The sequence below is a fragment of the Desulfosporosinus meridiei DSM 13257 genome (genome assembly GCF_000231385.2).
In the GTDB taxonomy this organism is placed as follows: Bacteria; Bacillota; Desulfitobacteriia; order Desulfitobacteriales; family Desulfitobacteriaceae; genus Desulfosporosinus; species Desulfosporosinus meridiei.
On the sequence record NC_018515.1, the window covers coordinates 1,857,885 to 1,878,393 of the forward strand.

Annotated in this window: 16 protein-coding genes and 1 riboswitch; of the genes, 13 read left to right on the forward strand and 3 right to left on the reverse strand. The window is 39.6% G+C overall.

The features are described 5' to 3' along the window. Positions 1-459: 459 nt before the first annotated feature. The 4 genes from DESMER_RS08545 to cydC all read left to right on the forward strand — a co-directional run bounded on the left by DESMER_RS08545 (position 460) and on the right by cydC (position 6,492). The gene (locus tag DESMER_RS08545; protein ID WP_014902644.1) at positions 460-1,845 is read left to right on the forward strand and encodes a cytochrome ubiquinol oxidase subunit I; all 1,386 of its coding nucleotides are present in this window, start codon (positions 460-462) and stop codon (positions 1,843-1,845) included. Then, positions 1,836-2,840 (forward strand): cytochrome d ubiquinol oxidase subunit II, encoded by a 1,005-nt coding sequence (cydB, locus tag DESMER_RS08550; protein WP_014902645.1) that lies wholly within the window; start codon positions 1,836-1,838, stop codon positions 2,838-2,840. Before DESMER_RS08545 ends, cydB begins: the two co-directional genes overlap by 10 nt. 185 nt (positions 2,841-3,025) lie before the next feature. After that, positions 3,026-4,774 (forward strand): thiol reductant ABC exporter subunit CydD, encoded by a 1,749-nt coding sequence (cydD, locus tag DESMER_RS08555; protein WP_042334397.1) that lies wholly within the window; start codon positions 3,026-3,028, stop codon positions 4,772-4,774. Next, on the forward strand, positions 4,771-6,492 hold the full coding sequence (cydC, locus tag DESMER_RS08560) for a thiol reductant ABC exporter subunit CydC (protein ID WP_014902647.1): 1,722 nt from the start codon (positions 4,771-4,773) through the stop codon (positions 6,490-6,492). The genes cydD and cydC overlap by 4 nt, the downstream gene beginning before the upstream one ends. 10 nt (positions 6,493-6,502) lie before the next feature. Here the strand turns inward: cydC and DESMER_RS08565 are convergent, their stop codons facing one another. Next, positions 6,503-7,831, reverse strand: a complete 1,329-nt coding sequence (locus DESMER_RS08565) for a DNA recombination protein RmuC (protein ID WP_014902648.1) — start codon at positions 7,829-7,831, stop codon at positions 6,503-6,505. 432 nt (positions 7,832-8,263) lie between these two features. On the opposite strand from DESMER_RS08565, the gene DESMER_RS08570 reads away from it, so the two are divergent. From DESMER_RS08570 to DESMER_RS08605, 8 genes are all read left to right on the forward strand, one after another. After that, a complete protein-coding gene (locus DESMER_RS08570; protein WP_148275267.1) occupies positions 8,264-10,915 on the forward strand; it encodes a diguanylate cyclase domain-containing protein in 2,652 nt (883 codons plus the stop codon). A gap of 58 nt (positions 10,916-10,973) precedes the next feature. Then, positions 10,974-11,085, forward strand: a riboswitch (TPP riboswitch). A gap of 80 nt (positions 11,086-11,165) precedes the next feature. Then, positions 11,166-11,969, forward strand: a complete 804-nt coding sequence (gene thiD, locus DESMER_RS08575; RefSeq protein WP_014902650.1) for a bifunctional hydroxymethylpyrimidine kinase/phosphomethylpyrimidine kinase — start codon at positions 11,166-11,168, stop codon at positions 11,967-11,969. Then, the gene (cytX, locus tag DESMER_RS08580; protein WP_014902651.1) at positions 11,966-13,183 is read left to right on the forward strand and encodes a putative hydroxymethylpyrimidine transporter CytX; all 1,218 of its coding nucleotides are present in this window, start codon (positions 11,966-11,968) and stop codon (positions 13,181-13,183) included. Before thiD ends, cytX begins: the two co-directional genes overlap by 4 nt. Then, a complete protein-coding gene (thiM, locus tag DESMER_RS08585; protein WP_014902652.1) occupies positions 13,162-13,974 on the forward strand; it encodes a hydroxyethylthiazole kinase in 813 nt (270 codons plus the stop codon). Before cytX ends, thiM begins: the two co-directional genes overlap by 22 nt. After that, a complete protein-coding gene (gene thiE / locus DESMER_RS08590) occupies positions 13,967-14,593 on the forward strand; it encodes a thiamine phosphate synthase (protein ID WP_014902653.1) in 627 nt (208 codons plus the stop codon). Before thiM ends, thiE begins: the two co-directional genes overlap by 8 nt. Before the next feature lie 248 nt (positions 14,594-14,841). After that, positions 14,842-15,015: an aspartyl-phosphate phosphatase Spo0E family protein gene (locus tag DESMER_RS08595; protein WP_014902654.1), complete on the forward strand. Its 174-nt coding sequence runs from the start codon at positions 14,842-14,844 to the stop codon at positions 15,013-15,015. A 134-nt stretch (positions 15,016-15,149) separates the two neighbouring features. Beyond that, on the forward strand, positions 15,150-15,884 hold the full coding sequence (locus DESMER_RS08600; RefSeq protein ID WP_014902655.1) for an SDR family NAD(P)-dependent oxidoreductase: 735 nt from the start codon (positions 15,150-15,152) through the stop codon (positions 15,882-15,884). 1,448 nt (positions 15,885-17,332) lie between these two features. Next, positions 17,333-18,346 carry an AI-2E family transporter gene (locus DESMER_RS08605; RefSeq protein ID WP_014902656.1) on the forward strand — a complete coding sequence of 338 codons (1,014 nt, stop codon included), beginning with the start codon at positions 17,333-17,335 and terminating at the stop codon, positions 18,344-18,346. A 68-nt stretch (positions 18,347-18,414) separates the two neighbouring features. Here the strand turns inward: DESMER_RS08605 and DESMER_RS08610 are convergent, their stop codons facing one another. Then, positions 18,415-18,801, reverse strand: a complete 387-nt coding sequence (locus tag DESMER_RS08610; protein ID WP_014902657.1) for a hypothetical protein — start codon at positions 18,799-18,801, stop codon at positions 18,415-18,417. A 192-nt stretch (positions 18,802-18,993) separates the two neighbouring features. Here DESMER_RS08610 and DESMER_RS08615 point away from each other — a divergent pair, with 192 nt between their 5' ends. Beyond that, on the forward strand, positions 18,994-19,644 hold the full coding sequence (locus tag DESMER_RS08615; protein ID WP_014902658.1) for a class I SAM-dependent methyltransferase: 651 nt from the start codon (positions 18,994-18,996) through the stop codon (positions 19,642-19,644). Positions 19,645-19,663: 19 nt separating this feature from the next. On the opposite strand, the gene DESMER_RS08620 is transcribed toward DESMER_RS08615, so the two are convergent. Then, positions 19,664-20,413: a 3'-5' exonuclease gene (locus DESMER_RS08620; RefSeq protein WP_014902659.1), complete on the reverse strand. Its 750-nt coding sequence runs from the start codon at positions 20,411-20,413 to the stop codon at positions 19,664-19,666. Between the last annotated feature and the right edge of the window lie 96 nt (positions 20,414-20,509).

Consider the following 20,509-nt stretch of genomic DNA (forward strand, 5'->3'; position numbering starts at 1 on the left):
GTAATTTCATTAATATTAAGGTTCATTTACCATGTATGGATCAATTTAGAACTTATGTATCCAAGGATAAACAACCAAAGAATATGAATAGACCACTATAAGAATGTCATCTAATTAGGAAATAAGACTTACATTTCTGAAAAGTCCTCTCAACTGTAAACAACCTAGGCCTAACAAAGAAAAATCTAACCAAATATCGAAAATGGAGGAATATTATCGATTATTGACGAATACAGAAAAACTATAACCCTCGATTTTTAGTATATTTAATTGACTACCTAATTAATAATTAGTATAATAATAAATAATATAAGAGTGAGTGGAGACATATATATAACGTAAATAGGTTAAGTGAAAATGAATACAAAAGGAGGAGAGAGGGAAGGGCCATCTTTAAAGCAGTTACTAGGGAATAATAAATGTGAGGCTGATATTAATTAACTAAGTGGAGGTGTGACGATGACTGAACTTATCTTATCTAGATTACAATTTGCCCTAACGACTTCTTATCATTTCTTGTTTGTTCCTCTGACTTTAGGACTAGGTGTCCTCGTTGCTATGATGGAAACATGGTATGTAAAAACCGGGAATGAAACCTACAAGAAAATGACTAAGTTTTGGGGCAAACTGTTTTTAATCAATTTTGCCATGGGTGTTGTAACCGGATTAACTCAAGAGTTCCAGTTTGGTATGAATTGGTCTGAGTATTCTCGTTTTGTAGGAGATATTTTTGGTGCTCCTTTAGCAGTTGAGGCCTTAGTAGCGTTTTTCTTAGAGTCTACATTTTTAGGATTATGGGTTTTTGGGTGGGATAAATTATCTAAGAAGGTTCATTTGATGGCTATTTGGATTGTAGCAATTGCTTCGAATCTCTCTGCATTCTTTATTTTAGTTGCAAATTCATTTATGCAAGAGCCACTTGGCTATGTTTTACGCAATGGCCGTGCAGAAATGACTGATTTTCTGGCATTAATCACGAATCCTCATGTGCTCTATCAATTCCCTCATACTGTTCTTAGCGGATTTGTAACCGCCGGTTTTTTTGTGATGGGGGTTAGTGCTTATCATTTGCTGAAAAAGAACCATTTGGAGGTCTTTCAGCGCTCATTTCAGATTGCCGTTGTTTTTGGACTAATAAGTACTTTAGGGGTTTCAGGAATTGGACACTTACAAGGAATGCACCTTGTGAAAACTCAACCCATGAAGATGGCTGCAGCTGAGGCACATTGGGAAACAGAAAATCCAGCAGGTTTATCCCTCTATGCCTCCATCGATGAGCAAGGTCAGAAAAACAATTTTGAGGTTAAAATCCCAGCCTTATTAAGTTTTCTTTCTTATAACAGCTTTACAGGTGAGGTCAAAGGGATTCATGAGCTGCAGGAAGCTGCTGTTAATGAATATGGGCCAGGTAACTATGTCCCGCCGGTAGCTTCTCTTTTTTGGAGTTTCCGTATCATGTTGACAGCAGGAATTTGGTTAGTCCTGATAGCTTTACTAGGCTTATACTTCAATAAGACAAAGGCTTATGAACAAAATCCCTGGTTTTTGAAACTAATGTTATGGACCATCCCAATCCCCTATATAGCAAATACAGCAGGCTGGTTCTTAGCAGAAGTTGGACGTCAACCTTGGATTGTTTACGGATTACAAAGAGTAGATCAGGGGGTATCCACCTCAGTATCCTTAGTTTCGATGATGATTGCTTCGATTGGCTTTTTGCTAATATATACAATTTTGGCAGTCGCCGATATTTATCTGATGGTTAAATATGTTAAGAAGGGGCCGGAAACGCCTGTAGTAGAAAGCCAGAAAACTGGAGTTAAGGGGGCGTCATTATGGACTTAAACATCCTTTGGTTCATACTCATAACCGTATTGTTCGTTGGGTTCTTTTTTCTCGAGGGGTTTGACTTTGGAGTGGGAATTTTACTTCCCTTCTTAGGCAAAAATGATCAAGAACGTCGAGTAGTTATTAATACAATCGGACCTCACTGGGATGGAAACGAAGTCTGGCTAATTACCGCCGGTGGAGCTATGTTCGCGGCATTTCCTAATTGGTATGCAACCTTATTTAGTGGATTTTTTCTGGCATTGTTTCTGGTTTTATTTTCCTTGATCATTCGAGGAGTAGCCTTTGAGTTCCGCAGTAGTGATCCAAGTCCACTCTGGCGAAACACCTGGGATTGGGTGATTTTCACGGGAAGTTTATTGTCAGCAATCCTTTGGGGAGTAGCAGTGACAAATCTGCTTAAAGGCGTGCCAATCAATGCAGAAATGCAATATGTTGGAACCTTCTTTGATCTTCTTTCTCCTTACACTATCATCGGTGGGTTAACCACATTATTAGTCTTTATGTTTCACGGTGCTCTATTCCTCAGCCTCAAGACAACGGGGGACATGGCTGAACGGTCATTAAAAATAGCTCAAAGAATTGCTTTAGTGGCTATTCCTGTTGTTTTACTGTTAGCAGGTTTAACCTATTATCAGACGGATCTTTTTGCAAGTCTTGGCGCAGGTATAACCTTAATAGGTTCCGGAGTGACGCTTATCCTGGCTGCTGTCTTCTTAAAGACTCGAAAAAATGGCTGGGCATTCGTAACTAACGGCGTAACAATTCTCCTGTTTACTGTATCCGTGTTCTGGGGACTTTTCCCTCGAGTAATGATTTCCAGCCTAAATGCAAACTGGAGTCTCACTATCTACAATGCATCATCCAGCCCATATACCCTCAAGATAATGACGATTGTAGCAATGATTATGGTGCCTATTGTGCTTATATATCAAGGGTGGACCTATTGGGTATTCCGTAACAGAGTCACCGAAAAGAATCTACACTATTAAGAATTTGATATATAATTAAGGGCAAGATATTTCTTGCCCTTAATTAATTTAGACGAGCGCCTAAGGACATGAATTAAGGGGACAGTGGCGAAGTGAAGCCATATGAGGAAACCCCTAACTTTGACGGCCCCAAAATCAAGACAGAAGAACCGTCTCCCTGTCTTGCCGAAGGAGATGATAATAAAATGTTTGATAAGCGGTTAATCAGAGAGGGGAGGTCTGTTTGGAGATTTCTTTTACTAACTATATGTCTTAGTATAGGGATCGCCTTATTAGCTGTTGCCCAGGCCTGGTTTTTCTCCGGCGTAGTCTCCAGAGTGTTCTTAGAAGGGGCTAACCTAAAGGAGACTTGGAATTTCCTCTTGATGATCCTGGCAATTATCATAACTCGGGCAATATTTCAATGGGGCAGTGAAGTATCTGCCTTTGAGGTGGCTTCCTATATAAAGCTAAATTTACGTGAACGATTGCTAAAGCATATTATGTCCTTGGGCCCCCTATATACGAGAGGGGAACGATCCGGGGAACTAATCTCTACGGTTATCGACGGAATTGAAGCACTGGAGGACTATTTTTCGAAATATCTGCCCCAACTATTATTGGCCGCGGGTATACCCTTGGTAATCCTTTGCTTTGTGTTTCCTCGGGATTGGAAGTCCGGAGTGATTCTTCTCGTGACCGGCCCGCTTATACCGATTTTCATGATGTTAATCGGGAAACTTGCTGAGAAAAAATCACTGCAGCAGTGGAAAGATTTAAGTTGGATGAGTGCCCATTTTTTAGATATTCTCCAGGGCTTGACGACTCTAAAAGTATTTGGGCAAGCCAAAAATCAAACCAGGGTTATAGAAAGAGTTAGCGAGTCTTTTCGAAGATCAACCCTGAGTGTGTTAAGAATTGCTTTTCTATCTGCTCTTATGCTGGAGTTTCTGGCAACAATCAGCACTGCTCTGGTAGCAGTGACTATAGGGTTAAGACTGGTTAATGGAACTCTTTCATATTCTTCCGGTTTGTTTCTTTTACTGCTGGCACCTGAATTTTATACTCCTTTAAGAACCTTAGGTTTAAACTTTCATGCAGGTTTGTCTGGGGTAAATGCCGCTGCCCGAATCTTTGAGATTTTGGATGCTCCTTTGCAGGATGAAGATAATGATGATCAGACAGAATTCAAGACAGATACCCCAGCATTGCCCGGTAATTTCCGGGTTACTTTTCAAGATGTTAGCCTTACCTATCAAGCTGGAGGGGCCCCGGTTCTAAAAGGAATCAATCTATCCATAAATTCAGGAGAACAAATTGCTATAGTCGGTCCAAGCGGAGGGGGTAAAACTTCGGTTGCCCAGCTTCTATTGGGTTTCATTAATCCTACATCGGGAAATATTCAGATCAATGGAGTTTACTTAGACAGGATTTCAAAAGAAAAATTGCTGAATGAGATTGCCTACGTTCCTCAAAACACATATCTATTTGCCGGAAGTGTAGCGGAAAATATTCGTTTAGGAAGACCTTCTGCCGGCTTTGAAGATCTTGTCAGGGCAGCCCAAGAGGCATCTGCTCACGAATTTATTATGAAACTTCCTAATGGATACGAAACTTATCTGGGAGAAGGGGGGGCCCGCTTAAGCGGCGGACAGGCACAACGAATTGCCTTGGCCAGGGCTTTCTTAAAAAATGCCCAGCTCTTAATCTTAGATGAAGCGACTTCCAGCTTAGATTTAGAGAGTGAAAAATATGTACAAGAAGCCTTAACACGTTTGTTGCAAGGCAGGACTGCCTTAATCATCGCTCACCGCCTGGATACTGTTTTCCAAGCAGACCGGATTCTGGTAATGGATCAGGGTCAGATTGTTGAAGCGGGAACCCATATGGAATTGGTGCGAGAACAGGGCCTTTATCATAGCTTCTTGAAGGAATACCGAGGTGAGATAGGATGAAGAAAACAACTTGGTTAATTCACATGTTATTACCCTATTGGAGGCGAATTATTCTTGCCTTGATCTTAAGTTCGCTGACTGTTACAAGTCACATTGGATTAATGGCAACTTCTTCGTATCTCCTAGCCCGTGCGGCTCTTCATCCTCCGGTACTTGACTTGATGGTGACCATTGTTGGGGTTCGTTTCTTTGGTATATCCCGTGCTGTCTTTCGTTACTTAGAGCGTTATGTTGCTCACGATGTGACCTTTCGGGTTTTAAGCCAAATACGGGTTAAGTTTTATCAAGCAATAGAACCCCTTGCCCCGGCTCGCCTATTGAATTTTCGAAGTGCAGACCTGCTTAGACGAATTGTTGCAGATGTGGAAATTCAACAAAATCTCTTTTTAAGAGTTATGTCTCCGCCCATCGTAGCTTTACTGGTTCTTAGCGGATACGGGTTTTTCCTGGCTCGCTATGATCTAAGGTTTACAGCAATTTTAGCAGCTGGTTTTTTAATGGCAGGACTATTTATTCCCTGGATCATCAAAAGTTTGAGTCGAGGGGTAGGGCTGAGTATTGTTGCTTTAAAGACAAAACTCAACACCCAGGTTGCTGACAGCCTTTTAGGAATGACTGAACTTGTCGCTTACGGCCAAGCTCAGTCGCAATTAATGAGTGTTCGACATACCAACGAAAGATTAACTGATCAGCAACGTCGGAATGCCTGGCAAACGGCCTTTTCCTCAGCTTTAACCTGGATGGTTGGAAATCTAAGTATGTGGTTTATCCTTATCTTAGGGATAATGCTTGTTGAACAAGGAAAGTTAAGTGGAGTTAATCTGGGAATGTTGGCCCTGGGGACATTGAGCAGTTTTGAAGCAATAGTTCCTTTAGCCCAGGTTCCTCATCATTTAGAACAAAATCAGGCTGCGGCAGAGCGTTTGCTTGAGCTAATCCAAGCCCAGCCTACGGTTAAAGATCATCAATCAATGGTTTCTCTACCTAAAGATATGAGTCTGGTCTTTAAGGAAGTCAGCTTTAAATATGGGGAGAGGGAGCCTTGGGCTTTACATCGGCTGTCCTTTAAAATCCCTGCAAAGGGTAGGGTAGCCATTGTTGGGGCGAGTGGTGCAGGCAAGACAAGCGTTGTAAATTTACTGCTCCGATTTTGGGAGTTCGATCAGGGCAGTATTGAGCTGGGGGGGCACTCACTCCGTGAATATTCTCAACAAGAGGCCAGAAACTACGTAGGTGTTGTAACGCAAAGAACTCATATTTTCAATGCCACAATTCACGAGAATCTTCTTCTGGCAAAACCTGAGGCCAGTGATGAAGAAGTGAAATCAGCCGCCCAAAAAGCAAAGCTCCATGATTTTATTCAATCATTGCCGAAGGGATATGACAGCTTTGTCGGGGAGGGTGGATTTAAGCTTTCAGGTGGGCAGAGGAAAAGATTGGCAATTGCCAGAGTACTACTAAAGAATGCTCCGATTCTGATCCTGGATGAAGCTATGGAAGGCCTTGATCCAATAACTGAACGTGACGTTTGGGAGGAAGTCTATAAACTTATGGAAGGGCGTACTACTTTAGTGATTACCCATCAATTAACGGGTTTAGAAAAGATGGATGAAATATTGGTACTCGACAAAGGTCAGGTGGTTGAGCGAGGTAAGCATGGTGAGCTTCTTAAGCAGAATGGGGGCTATCGGAGACTTTGGAATAGTAGGGTGGGGTAGCCTCGTTATATTAATCTTGTTCAGACTCCTGCTCCAGCATTACCTCCGCTTCGCCTGCAGGAAGAGTCTGAACATCCTTAAGCTTGCGAGCAATGGTGCGACTCTTTCTGGTTGCAGTATCAATGGTGTTGCTTGCTTCTTGGAGCTTTTTCTGAGTTTTTTCTAAGATGTCGACGAACTTACCGAACTCAGTTTTAACAGCACTGAGTAAATTCCATACTTCACTGGAGCGTTTCTCAATTGCCAAGGTTTTAAAGCCCATCTGAAGGCTGTTGAGGAGGGCTGCTAATGTAGTTGGTCCGGTTATGACGACTTTGTACTCTCTCTGAAGAAGTTCGCAAAGTCCGGGACGGCGAATTACTTCGGCGTACAGTCCCTCTACCGGCAGGAATAAGATTCCGAAATCTGTCGTACAGGGAGGATCAATATATTTATCTCTAATTGTTCTTCCCTCCAGCTTAATTCGATTTTCAAGGGACTTTCCCAATTCTTCTATGCGTGGGAGATTGGCTTGATCCTGTGCTTCAATTAACCGTTCATAATCTTCAATTGGAAATTTGGCATCGATTGGAAGCCAAATGATATTATTCTGCCCGTCTTTGGCAGGAAGTTTAATGGCAAATTCTACACGATCATTGCTTCCTGCCTTAGTTGCAACATTACAGGCATATTGTTCCGGGGTGAGGATTTGTTCTAACAGGTTTCCGAGCTGTATTTCGCCCCAGATTCCTCGGGTTTTAACATTAGTCAGGACTTTTTTTAAGTCTCCGACCCCTGAGGCTAAGGTTTGCATTTCTCCAAGCCCTTTGTGAACAGCCTCTAATCTGTCACTTACTAATTTAAAAGATTCACCTAAGCGCTGCTCAAGAGTAGCGCTTAGTTTTTCGTCGACAGTTGCCCGCATGAGGTCTAATTTCTGACTGTTATCCTGCTGAATCAGTAGCAGACGTTCTTCCATGGTTTTGCGCATTTGTTCTAGTTTTAGATCATTTGTTTTTGTAAGGGAATTCATCTGGTTAGAAAAAATGTCTAATTGATTACCTTGAAGGTTGGCTATTTCCGACATTCGAGATAGTACTGAATCATTAAAAGAGCGAACAGATTGATTTAATTCCTCGCGAATTTGCTTGGCGTTCAGGCTGGTTTCTTCACGATTTTTAGCGATTTCGCCATTCACGAGACGTTCGTTGCGCTCAAGGCTTTTTTCCATAAGGTTAAATTGATTCTCTAATTTTGCATAAGGATTGCGTGAACGAGTTAAAAGTATAATGATTAAGATAATGGCAATGCCGACCATAGCGATAAGAATAAGTTCGATCCAGAGAATATGTTCTGTCATTTGTAATTCCTCCTGATGCTGAGTTCGTTTATCCGATGACTACCAGCCGTAAACTCCTATCTTCTATGTGAGATAACGGCTGCTACGTCCCTGGATAAGTGATTCTTAGCTTCAGATGGAGTAAGTATTCCTCTTAGACAAACTCCATCTGAAGCTAAGAATCACTTGATATTACTTTATCACATTCGCAAGACAAACTAATGTTTCTTTTGAATATTTAATGCTATTTTTCTATTAATGAACAAAAAATACTTTTTTCTAGCAGAACAATGATTACATTTGTCGAAATATAGAATAAAAGATAATTATCGTAAAATATTATCGTCAAGTGACTTGGTTTTAGAGGGATTTTAGAACCTAAAGAGAATTCTATATAATTTAGGAGTAATATTGCTTTTTAAGGTGAAGATGGGAATCTTCATGGGAGGAAGAATGAAGAAGAAGAAGTTTAAGATACCTGTAACAGTTTTGATGATCATGGCCTTGACCTTCGGCTTGGGCGGATTATCCTTTTTAGCCATTTATAAGACAAGATCTGTCTTAATGAATAATTTGGAAGCTCATACTACATCCCTTACTCATTCTTTAAGTTCTAAAGTAAGTCTGTGGTTAAATGCCCATGAATCTAAACTGGAGATCATGGCTAATATCCCCCTAATGAAGAGTGGAGATAAGGACTTGATCTTATCCTATTTAAATGAAGAAGTTCAACGCAATCAAGGTTATGAAGAACTCTTCTACGCCGATAGGGAAGGTAACTATTTGCAGAATACCGGGCTCCAAGGAAGTCTAACAGAACGTGACTATTTTAATAAAGTAATGGCAACAGGGGATACAATCATATCTGATCCCTTGTATTCTAAGGGGAATGGCAGACACATTATTGTTGTCGCAGCTCCTATCAAGAATGGCAGTAAGGTCGTTGGTTTAATTGGTGGTTGTATTAACTTATCTGAATTAACTGAACTTATTTCAGCGAAGGATGGAGAAGTAAGTAAGGCATTTATTGTCCAAAAAGATGGACTGATGATAACTCATCCTAATGAGGAGTTCATTATGACCTACAATGGACGAATGTATAACCGGTCTTCTTTAGGTTATAAAGATACCATTAATAAAATGATTCAAGGAGAAAGTGGAATTACTAGGAATACCTTTGAAGATGGTGATAAATACTTGGCCTATGCTCCGGTAGTTGGCGTTAACTGGTCGTTAGGAGTTACAGTACCGGCCAGCTATGTCTTGAATCAGTTATATTATTTACCTGTCTATTTTGTAGTGGTAACAGTCTGTTTAGGTCTGGTTTTAGCTGTCCTAATGAGACGTTGGTTTGTTCGTCCTCTTACTAAGTTAGCTCGTTTTACTTCAGAACTCAACGAGAATATTTATGGACTAGAGAATAATTATTTGGTAGATAGCCCAGTTATCGAAGTAGAATCCCTTGCTACTAATTTTCGCCGGATGGCCGTGGAGCTGCAAGATAACTTTCGCAAGTTGGCAAATTCAGAAATAAGTCTAAAGGAAGAAATCTATAACAAGATGACAGTTCAGAAGGATCTGGAGAGTAGTTATGAAGAGCTTGAAGCAGTTGAAGAAGAACTAAGGTATAATTACGAAAAACTCCAGTCTAAGGAAAAAATGCTTCGAGAATCTGAACGTCGTCTACGCTCAATGCTGGAGAATGTTAAGCTCATTACCGGGATTATTGATATGGACGGGAACATTATCTTCTGTAATGACTTTATTCTGGGATTAACCGGGTACGAGAAAGACGAGGTTGTTGGGCATAATTTCTTTGATGTTTTCATTTCCCATGATTTTAGACGAAAAGCAAAGAGATGGTTAAAAGGGGTATTAGCCAGTAAGGATATTGTTGTACATAATATCTACCCTATCCGGACTAAAGCCGGAAATAACCGTTTTGTTCACTGGAATCATACCCTTTTGTTTGATGCAGATGGTAATGTATCGGGAATTGCCAGTATTGGAGAAGATATTACGGAACGAAAACAATTTCAAGAAAAGTTAGAGCATATTAGTTTTCATGATGCTATAACTGACCTCTATAATCGTACGTATTTTGAAGAGAAAATGCGTTCCTTACAAGGAAACGATAGCAATTCTCCTGTCGGAATAATTGTCTGTGATGTGGATGGCTTAAAACTCGTTAATGACACACTTGGTCACAGCACAGGGGATAAATTACTTTGGTTAACCGGGACCATCATTAAAAAGTGTTTTCGGGAAGAAGATCTAATCTTTAGGATCGGTGGGGACGAGTTTGCTGTTATTCTGCCCAAGAGCGACTTAACCGTCGTAGAAAAAGCCTGCTATAGAATTCGTAAGGGCGTTGAAAAGTATAATTTAGAAAACAAGGAGTTTCCCCTCAGCCTCTCGATGGGTTTTGCAGTAAGTGGAACCACTAATGTCAATCTTGATGAGGTGTTTAAGGAAGCTGATGACGGAATGTATCGAGAAAAACTTCATCGCAGTAAAAGTACTCGCAGCGCTATTGTCCAAGCTATGATGAAAGCACTTGAGGCTAGAGATTTTATTACAGAAGGGCATGCGGATCGTTTACAGGATTTGGTGATAATGCTTGGTGAAGCTATTACCTTATCGGAGCGGACTCTCTCAGACTTACGACTCTTGGCCCAATTCCATGATATCGGTAAAGTAGGTATACCGGATCGCATTCTCTTTAAAACAGGACGGCTGACTGAAGATGAGTTCAAAGAGATGCAGCGACATAGTGAAATCGGCCATCGGATTGCCCAATCAGCTCCGGATTTATTGCCAATATCTGACTTTATATTGAGACATCATGAGTGGTGGAATGGTAAGGGTTATCCGCTGGGACTCAAGGAAGAGGAAATTCCCCTGGAGTGTCGTATTTTAGCAATAGCTGATGCTTATGATGCTATGACAAGCAATCGTCCCTATCGGAAAGGTATGAGTCAAGAACAAGCCTTAAATGAATTAACTAAGAATCAAGGAATTCAGTTTGATCCCATCTTAGTGCCAATTTTTAATAGAATGATCAGGTCTGGTGCTTCAATGCGCCAAGTACGCTATATTAACTAAGAAATAGGTTATGTCCATTGACTTTATATCTTTTCCGTGTTAGTTTTATAACAAATAATACTATGGGCAGGGGTGCTGGAATTGGCCGGCTGAGATTTAGACCCAAAAGTCTAAGACCCTATTAACCTGATCTGGATAATGCCAGCGTAGGTAAGCAGTTCACTCTTTTATGACAATGAAAGAGCACAAATCTTATTCTGGAGATTTGTGCTCTTTTTAATCGTGGAGAATAATTAACAGGAGGTGCGGTATGAAAAAAGTACTGACTATAGCTGGCTCAGACAGCAGTGGAGGAGCGGGGATTCAGGCGGATCTTAAGACATTTTCTGCCCATGGGGTTTTTGGTATGAGCGTAATAACCGCGGTCACTGCTCAGAATACCCAAGGGGTCTTTGCCGTCCAAGATATCTCGAGAGAGGTAATCGCTAAACAAATCGAGGCAATTTTTGACGATATTGAAGTCGACGGAGTAAAAATCGGTATGGTGTCGCAAGTCGAGACAATCGAGGTAATTGCCGAAGAGTTGAGAAACTATGCTCCTCGGGTTATTGTTTTAGACCCGGTTATGGTCTCAAAAAGCGGCTACCATTTGTTGAATCCTGTGGCGGAAGCAACCCTAATTAAGGAGTTATTGCCCTTGGCGATGGTGGTTACACCGAATATTCCTGAGGCAGAGGTTATGACCAATAAGTCCATTCAAAATCTTAAGCAAATGGAAGAAGCCGCTAAGGAGATACATCAGATGGGGGCAAAAAATGTCTTGCTCAAAGGGGGACACTTAGAAGATGACTCTATCGATGTACTTTTCGACGGTGGAGAATTCAGTTACTTTTCCACAGCTAGAATTGCCACCAAGAACACTCATGGTACCGGATGCACACTTTCGTCGGCAATTACGGCAAACCTTTCTTTAGGGTATAGCTTAAATAAGGCCATATCCTTAGCTAAGGAGTATATAACCATAGCTATCCAAAATTCATTGTCCATTGGTAAGGGTGTAGGGCCTACCCATCACTTTTATACACTTTACAAAAAGGCGGGATTAATTGAGTGAGTTCATCAGTAAAAAATAATTTGAGTATGCTTAATTTTACCACTCTCTGGTTTGGTGCTTCTATATCCGTCGCGGAAATTATAACCGGAGGTCTGCTTGCCCCTTTGGGGTTTAAAATGGGACTTGTAGCAATTCTTCTCGGACACCTGGTAGGAACAACTATTTTGGTATTGGGAGGTATCATCGGAACCGAAGAGAGAATACCTGCCTTAGCATCTACCCGAATCTCCTTTGGAGAGTATGGTTCCTATATCTTCTCTATCCTGAACGTATTACAGTTACTGGGTTGGACGGCAGTCATGATCATCGTAGGGGCTCGGTCAGTAAATCAGATCACTAACACACTCTGGGGATTTGATCATCTGACAGTTTGGAGCTTAATTATCGGCGGCTTAATAATGCTTTGGCTCTGGCTTGGTAAGGATAGCGGCTGGAAAAAGGCCAACCACTTTGCTGTAATTTTACTATTTATTTTAACCTTAGTCTTAAGTGCCATCATTTTTCGCAATCACGAGCTTTTCACTAAACAGGGCATTGGTGAAATGTCCTTTGGCTCGGCTATGGAACTAGCTGTAATCATGCCTTTATCTTGGTTGCCGCTAATTTCTGACTATACTCGATTTGCCAAAACCAAGCGAGATGGTGCAGTGGGGAGCTGGCTCGGATACTTTATTGGGAGCAGCTGGATGTATATTATTGGTCTGGGTGCTGCTATTATCGCCAATGACCCTGATCCGGCTGCTATGTTGCTGGCTGCTAATCTGGGCATAGTCGCCCTCGGAATTATCGTCCTGGCAACTGTAACCACAACCTTCCTGGATGCATATTCCGCAGGGGTTTCCTGTCTTAATATCTTTCCACAGCTTAATGAGAAAACCGTAGCCCTAGTCATAACTGCGATAGGCACAGGCTTGGCCATAATTATTAATATCGAACAATACGAAAATTTCCTTTATGCAATAGGCTCCGTATTCGCCCCATTATTTTCAATCTTGTTGACGGATTACTTCCTCCTGAAGAATAAGCGAATTCAATCAGATCTATTAGTTAATTGGGGTACCTTAGCTTTATGTGCACTGGGTACTTGGTTATATCACCTGTTTATTGAGTTCGATTTCTTTTTGGGGGCTACAGTACCGGTTATGATCATAATTAGCATATTTCATATTATTACATGGAGGTTGACAGCAAAATGCAAATTCGTGAAAAACTGAGCGCGAATCTAAGTCTTGTTAAAGAAAAAAGTCCTTTGATCCACCATATTACTAACTATGTAACCGTTAATGATTGTGCGAATATTGTATTGGCTATCGGAGGTTCGCCCGTAATGGCGGATGATCTCGAAGAAGTAGAAGAAATGGTTGGTTTTGCCTCTGCTTTAGTTATAAATATCGGCACATTGAATTCCCGGACGATAGAAAGCATGCTTAGTGCGGGATTAAAAGCCAAAGAGCTGGGGGTTCCCGTTATTCTTGATCCTGTGGGAGTTGGGGCAACAAAACTTAGAACAAATACCGCCGCCAGGTTAATTCAGGCCCTTAAACCCGAGGTGATTCGAGGGAATATGTCTGAAATTAAAGTCTTAGCGGGTTTAGAAGTGGCAATTAAGGGAGTGGATTCCCTGGCCGATGAACAAGATGGCTCTGTTGTCGCTAAAACACTGGCTTCTGAATTAGATTCAATCATTGCTATAACTGGAAAAACGGATGTTGTTTCTGACGGAAAACAAGTTTGCCTGCTGGACAATGGTCATCAAATTTTAGCAGATGTCACAGGCACAGGATGTATGACCACTTCTTTGGTGGGTACTTATTGCGGGGTGACCAAAGATTATTTCAGTGCTGCTGTGGCAGGAATAACAAGCATGGGTTTAGCAGGGGAGATTGCTCACGCTGCCTTGCGTCATGGTGAAGGTATAGGAACCTTCAGAACAAGGCTATTTGACAGTATCTATAACTTAACCCCTGAATTATTAGCTAGAGAAGGTAAGATAAGGTATGAGTAAAAAACCCAAGATTGATTACAGTCTTTATTTAGTAACAGACCGAAAAACTCTTGGAACCAGAGATCTGGCTGTCTGTGTGGAGAAAGCTATACAAGGCGGAGTTACTTTGGTTCAGTTGAGAGAAAAATCTGTTTCCAGCAAAGAATTTCTAGAGTTAGCTCAGAGAGTAAAGGAAATAACTACACACTATGAGATTCCTCTGATTATCAATGACCGTTTGGACATTGCTTTAGCAGTTGATGCCGAAGGACTGCATATCGGTCAAGATGATTTGCCAATGATAAAAGCGAGAGAATTGTTTGGAAAGGACAAAATCATTGGGGTCTCGGCAAGTACGCTCGAAGAAGCTCTTCTTGCCCAACAACAAGGAGCGGACTATTTAGGAGTAGGGGCAATTTTTAACACCCCTACTAAAGCGGATGCCCCTGAAGTCAGTCTTGAGCAATTAAGTCAGATTAAGAATTCGGTTTCAATACCTATTGTAGCTATCGGTGGAATTAATTTAAGTAACTTAAAGCAAGTTATTGGAACCGGGATTGATGGAGTTTCAGTTGTCTCGGCAATTTTAGCTCAAGAGGATATCTTACTGGCCGCGAAACAGTTTAGAGAATTTATATAGACCTACAACTAACCCCCATTTATCGGAAATGGGGGTTAGTTCTGGTTCACAGAGTAGACCCCCATGCCGTTGCCCCCTCTTCGAAAATGAGTTAAGTTTTGCTGATAATTGACAGGATTGATTTATAAAATTTGGTAAAAATTTATATTAAGATTCTGTTAAATAATAATTTTTGCTCTTATTACCCGCTGATTTTTAGTATATAATGTTAAATTGGTGGTCAATTATCAACAAAATGGAGGAAAAAAGTGTCTCATACGATTAATGACCTTATAAAGCAAATCGAAAAATTGCGGGTAGATTTGATCAAGGTTAAAGAGGGGAGAGCTTACACTGATCCTGAAGTAATTGCGGTAAGTCAGGCATTAGATGAGGTGTTGGACGAATATCAGAAATTGATGCTTAAGAATAAAACTAAATAGATAGAATTGAATCCAGGTTATTGAGTAAGGTAATTTGACTGTTAAAGCAAGGGTTAATGTCTTATGTAGGACTGGTGAGTTACACTAGATGGCATTAGACTATACATAAAAACTAATTAGGGAGGATTGAGAAAATGAAAAATAAAACAGCTTTGATTACCGGAGGCGGAACTGGGATCGGCAGGGCTATTGCATTGTTATTAGCTAAGGAGGGAGTTAATATTGCTATTAATTACTCCCGTTCGGAAGAAGATGCCATAAAGACGTGTCAAGAGATAGAGAAGCTTGGGGTTCGCAGTTTGTACTATAAGGCTGACGTATCTAAGGATGAAGAAGTTCGGGCAATGGTTGATAAAGTAGTGACTGAATTCGGAACACTGGATATTCTGGTTAATAATGCCGGAATGACTCATTTTGTTGAACACTCTGACCTAGAAGGAATGAAGGACGAGTATTGGGATGATATTTTCGGAGTTAATGTTAAAGGGATGTTTTTTTGCTGTAGAGCAGCAGCCGCAGAGTTAAAGAAAAGTAAAGGGTGTGTTATTAATATAACTTCAATAGCTGGTCTGACCGGGTTAGGAAGTTCCATCGCCTATTCCGCTTCTAAGGCCGCAGCTACCAGTGTTACTAAATCCCTGGCCCGAGTTTTAGCACCTGAGGTAAGAGTTAATGCTGTAGCTCCAGGAATTGTTCAAACTCGTTGGGTTGAAGGTAAGGATGAGCACATCACTCGTCTTGCTGCGGGAACACCCCTGGGAAGAGTTGCCGAGCCGGAGGATATTGCAGAGGTAGTGTATGCATTAATCGCCCAGGCAGGGTTTGTGACTGGACAAACAATTGTGGTTGACGGAGGAAATTTCATCTAATAATTACCTTTGCAAGCTGACTCGATTTAAGCTGGCAGAGATCTCAAGTCCTGAAAGCATTATAATGTAGGGCGGCGATAGTGTTCTTAGACATTATCGCCTTAGAAAAATACAATCATTTTGATGATGTAATTTTCTTTTCGTTTACTCTTGACAACACATTAATTATGGGTATAATAAAGTCATAAGAACACAATAACAGTAATTCAGTTCCAAAAAGTTGTTGGTCGCGTGCTAGGCAAAAGTTTTCGATTCATCGAAAGTTGGCATTGCAATCAGTCTGAAAATGCTGAATTTCGAGAATTGAAACCACCTAGACAGGTGGTTTTCCTGTTTCTCAATAAAGAAAGCTTTCCCGCAAAGTTCCTCCTATCGATCAGTCAGTCAATCGATCAATAAAGAAACATTCAGCTAGGTAGTTAGTCGTTCAGTAGTAAGGTCGTTCAGTAGATAGTCGTTTAGTTGTAAGGTCGTTCAGTAGATAGTCGTTTAGTTAGTAGGTCGTTCAGTAGATAGTCGTTTAGTTGTAAGGTCGTTCTGTAGATAGTCGTTTAGTTAGTAAGGTCGTTCGGTAGATAGTCGTTTAGTTAGTAGGTCGTTCAGTAGATAGTCGTTTAGTTAGTAAGGTCGTTCGGTAGATAGTCGTTTAGTTAGTAGGTCGTTCGGTAGATAGTCGTTTAGTTAGTAGGTCGTTCAGTAGATAGTCGTTTAGTTAGTAGGTCGTTCAGTAGATAGTCGTTTAGTTAGTAAGGTCGTTCAGTAGATAATCGTTTAGTTAGTAGGTCGTTCAGTAGATAGTCGTTTAGTTAGTAAGGTCGTTCAGTAGATAATCGTTTAGTTAGTTAGTAGTTTAGTAGTTAGTAGTTTAGTAGTTAGTAGTTAAGGTAAATTGTCAGTGATCAATAAGAGTTAGATTTTTTCGGTGATCAGTAAAGAGAATTGGAAACGGAAACTGTATAGAATTCAGGTGATTTAAGACTTACCTTATCAATGGTGAATTATAAGATTGACCGCAGTAAGTAGATCAAAGTTAACAGATAGTGGAGGATTTGTCCAGATTAGTTTCCCATACGTTACCAAGAAATGTTTAGGTGGTTTGCTTTTTAGTAGGCAGTTTCTATCCTTAAAATGTTTGAGCCTTCAGAAATATGTTTGTAAAGAGTTTTGATTAAACCAACTGGTATTTGGTTTTGGTAAAGTTTAGTTGAAGATTAATCTTGAGCCGTGTATCCATTAGTTGTGAGGAACTTTGCGGGATTATTTTAAATTGGCCACTCAATGAGTGGCCTTTTATTTTTATTTATAGTTTTAGATATGGGTACCATGTTACCTGTAGAAATAATGAGAACCGGACAGCCCCTTTATACCTTGGGGGTAACGTGGTATTATGTAGTATAATAGAACATAAAGCAAAAAATTAAGAGTTCTCAGGAGGCAAAAAACTCATAATGAAATTTCAAAATTTTTTGGAAAGTAATTTGTTTAAAAAGGGGTTGTCCTTACTTCTTTTATTTGCAATCATCATAGGGGTTCGACCTATGATGAATTTACTTCTTCTGACCTTCATGTTTTCTTTCATTTTATACGGGATTCAGAACTACATCTTTTCAAAGATTGTTAAACTAATCCCTATAAATAGAACTTGGGTAACTGTCGTAGTCTTTTCTTTTGTAGCGTCATCAATTATCTTTGGAATATACAGATATATACCCATTCTAACTAAGCAGTTAATGTTCATTGGAGTTCAGCTAAGTAATTTTGATATCAATAATTATGAGGATGCGATCAATCCGCAGTTGCGAGAAGCTATTAGCACAAGCATCCAGTCCTATGTGGTCGAAGGAGGAACATTTTTAATCCATTCAGTAACAAATATCTGGAATTTTAGTTTGAATATTTTTATTGCCTTAATTTTGAGCCTGTTTCTGATACTTGAAAAAGATAAAACTATTAGGTTCTTAAATAAGTTTGAATCCAGTAAAGCAAGCTTCGTTTACATGTATTATAAAAAATTAGGCCAAAATTTTGTGAACTCCTTTGCCAAAGTAATGGAAACACAAATTTTGATTTCCTTTATAAATTCGATTTTATCGGCGATCTTTTTGAGTTTGTTAGGGTTTCATCAGGTTATAGGATTAGGATTTATGATTTTTATCTTAGGATTAATCCCTGTGGCTGGTGTAATAATTTCACTTATTCCCTTATCAATTATCGCATTTAAATTGGGTGGATTTTTAAAAATACTTTATGTAATTGGTATGATAGTATTATTGCATGCCATTGAAGCCTATTTTTTAAATCCAAAATTAATGTCCATAAAAACCAAGCTGCCAGTATTTTTCACCTTCGTAGTTTTATTGCTCTCTGAGCATTTTATGGGTGTATGGGGGCTATTGTTTGGAATTCCGCTATTTCTATTTATGCTTGATTTACTTGACGTAGAAGAATCAGATAATAGCTAATTATAAACAGTGTCTGAATTTAATAAGAAGATGTCTCAGCAGCTTGAGGCATCTTCTTATTAGTGTACTTAGTTTATAATATTAATTTTCCGGCTGAATGGAAGATAGTTTATGTGAGTCCAATTACCCTCCAGGACTATGGTCGCTATATTATCCTTAGAATCTACACTCTCAACTTCCTTTGTTTCAGGCAATTCAGCTAGTTCTTGGAAATCATTTGGTTTATCCAATTCATCAATTTCTGGGAATTCAACTAGCCTTACATCATCATTAACGTCATCATCGTTAAGAGCAGCATTTTCGGAGAGTTGGGGGATTATATCTTCTTCTCCTTCTTCGGCTTCGCTGTCAATTTCAAAAGTCTCCCCATTAGTGTATAGGATTATAACCTTTTCAATTTCAAGCTCATTTTGTAATGCATCATTAAGTACTTCTAAGATTTTAATTTTATTCATCTAAAGCATCCTTTCTAATCGAAAATAATCTGAAATGAATCTGAACAAAGTTCAGTTGCCAATTATATAAGTTATTATATGATCACTTCTTAAAATGTGTATTTGAATGTTAATAATATAAGCTCGGCGTGAAGAGAGTGGCCGTCTTAACTAACAAGCATATATTTGTATAATATTGAAAGGTGTTGCTGCATGGAAAGAATCAGTAAAACCATAACTGCCTATGACAACAACTGTGTTGCCTTCAATGACAAATTTATCGACTATCTACCTTACCAAAAAATGATTAGAGAGTTTATTAATTTACTTGAGCCAGGAATAAAAGTTTTGGATCTGGGGTGTGGACCAGGTAATGTCGCGAGACAGTTAATGTTAGCCGGTAAAAATTTTACGCTTAAAGGAATTGATCTTTCCGAGGAAATGATCAAACTAGCCCAAAAGAATGCTCCGGCAGGAGATTTTAGTTGTCAAGATATACGAGACATTAGTTTTAATGCCGAATCATTTGATGCGGTATTCTTATCATTTTGTATAGTTCATTTAAATCAAACAGAAGTGCTTTCCCTTCTGCAAAAGGTTTCGAACTATTTAAAGGGGGAAGGTAAACTATATTTAAGCTTTATGGAAGGGAAAAAGGATGGTTTTGAGAAAACCAGTTTTTCTAAGGAGGAAATATACTATTTTTATCATTCCGCCAAAAGTGTCAAGAAAATATTAGAAGATAATCACTTGTCTATCATTGAGATCAAAGAGCAAGACTATCCGGAGAACGATGGGTCAATCACTACAGACGTATTTATTTTTGCGAAAAAGCAATTTACTTCCAATGGTACTTGTACCTGAAATCTCGCGAAGAGACCTCTTACCCGTCTTTTAAAAATTGATTGGTTCTTCCCATTTTATAGGCAAGTTGAATCATCTCTTTTTCTTCTGTGGTTATTTTGCGGGCATACATTTTTTCAAATTGCTGAAGAAGTTTATCCGTGTCTATCACTCTTGATGGGCGTTTTGCTCTAATTGTCCTGTAGGATGGGTCATAGGGCTTGGGTTGAATTGAAGAATTGTATACTATTTTGAATATTTCAGCCGTATAAAAGGCATCATGAAGGGCATTGTGAAATGCATTTGTTATTGGAATATGGAGCAACTCTACTGCATGTTGAAGACGTAATAAGTTTTTTTGAGAAAGATTGAAATGCGTGGAGACATAGGGTTGTATGTTAATAACCCTTTGGGGTAAAAACCTGGGGCTTAATTGCTGGGCTTCGACATTTCTGAATAGTTCTGTTATATCAGACATGCCCCAAGTACAGAATATTGAATCCCTCTCCTTGGTAAACGCTGTATAAGCCTTATAAATCTCCGAAAAGGGTTCTTCAGTTAAAAGCTGCTCAGTGGTAATACCGGTTAAATCTGTGACAAATGGGTTAATTCTGGTGTAGAAGGTTGGCTTGACGTAACGGTTAAAAGTGCCTACAGTGTTAAGTTCCAAGTCTAATTTGATGGCACCAATTTGAATGATTTCAAAGGGATAGGGAGATCCTTTACCATCAAAGTTCTGTAAAGAAGCAACGTCTTGATTAAATTCTAAATCAAATATAATGAAATACATATTATAACTCCTCGTAATTCACCTGATTTCTTTATTTTTGGCTGGATATAAGGATGCTATCCGCACCTAAATAAAGGTTTTTTCGGTAAGTAATTT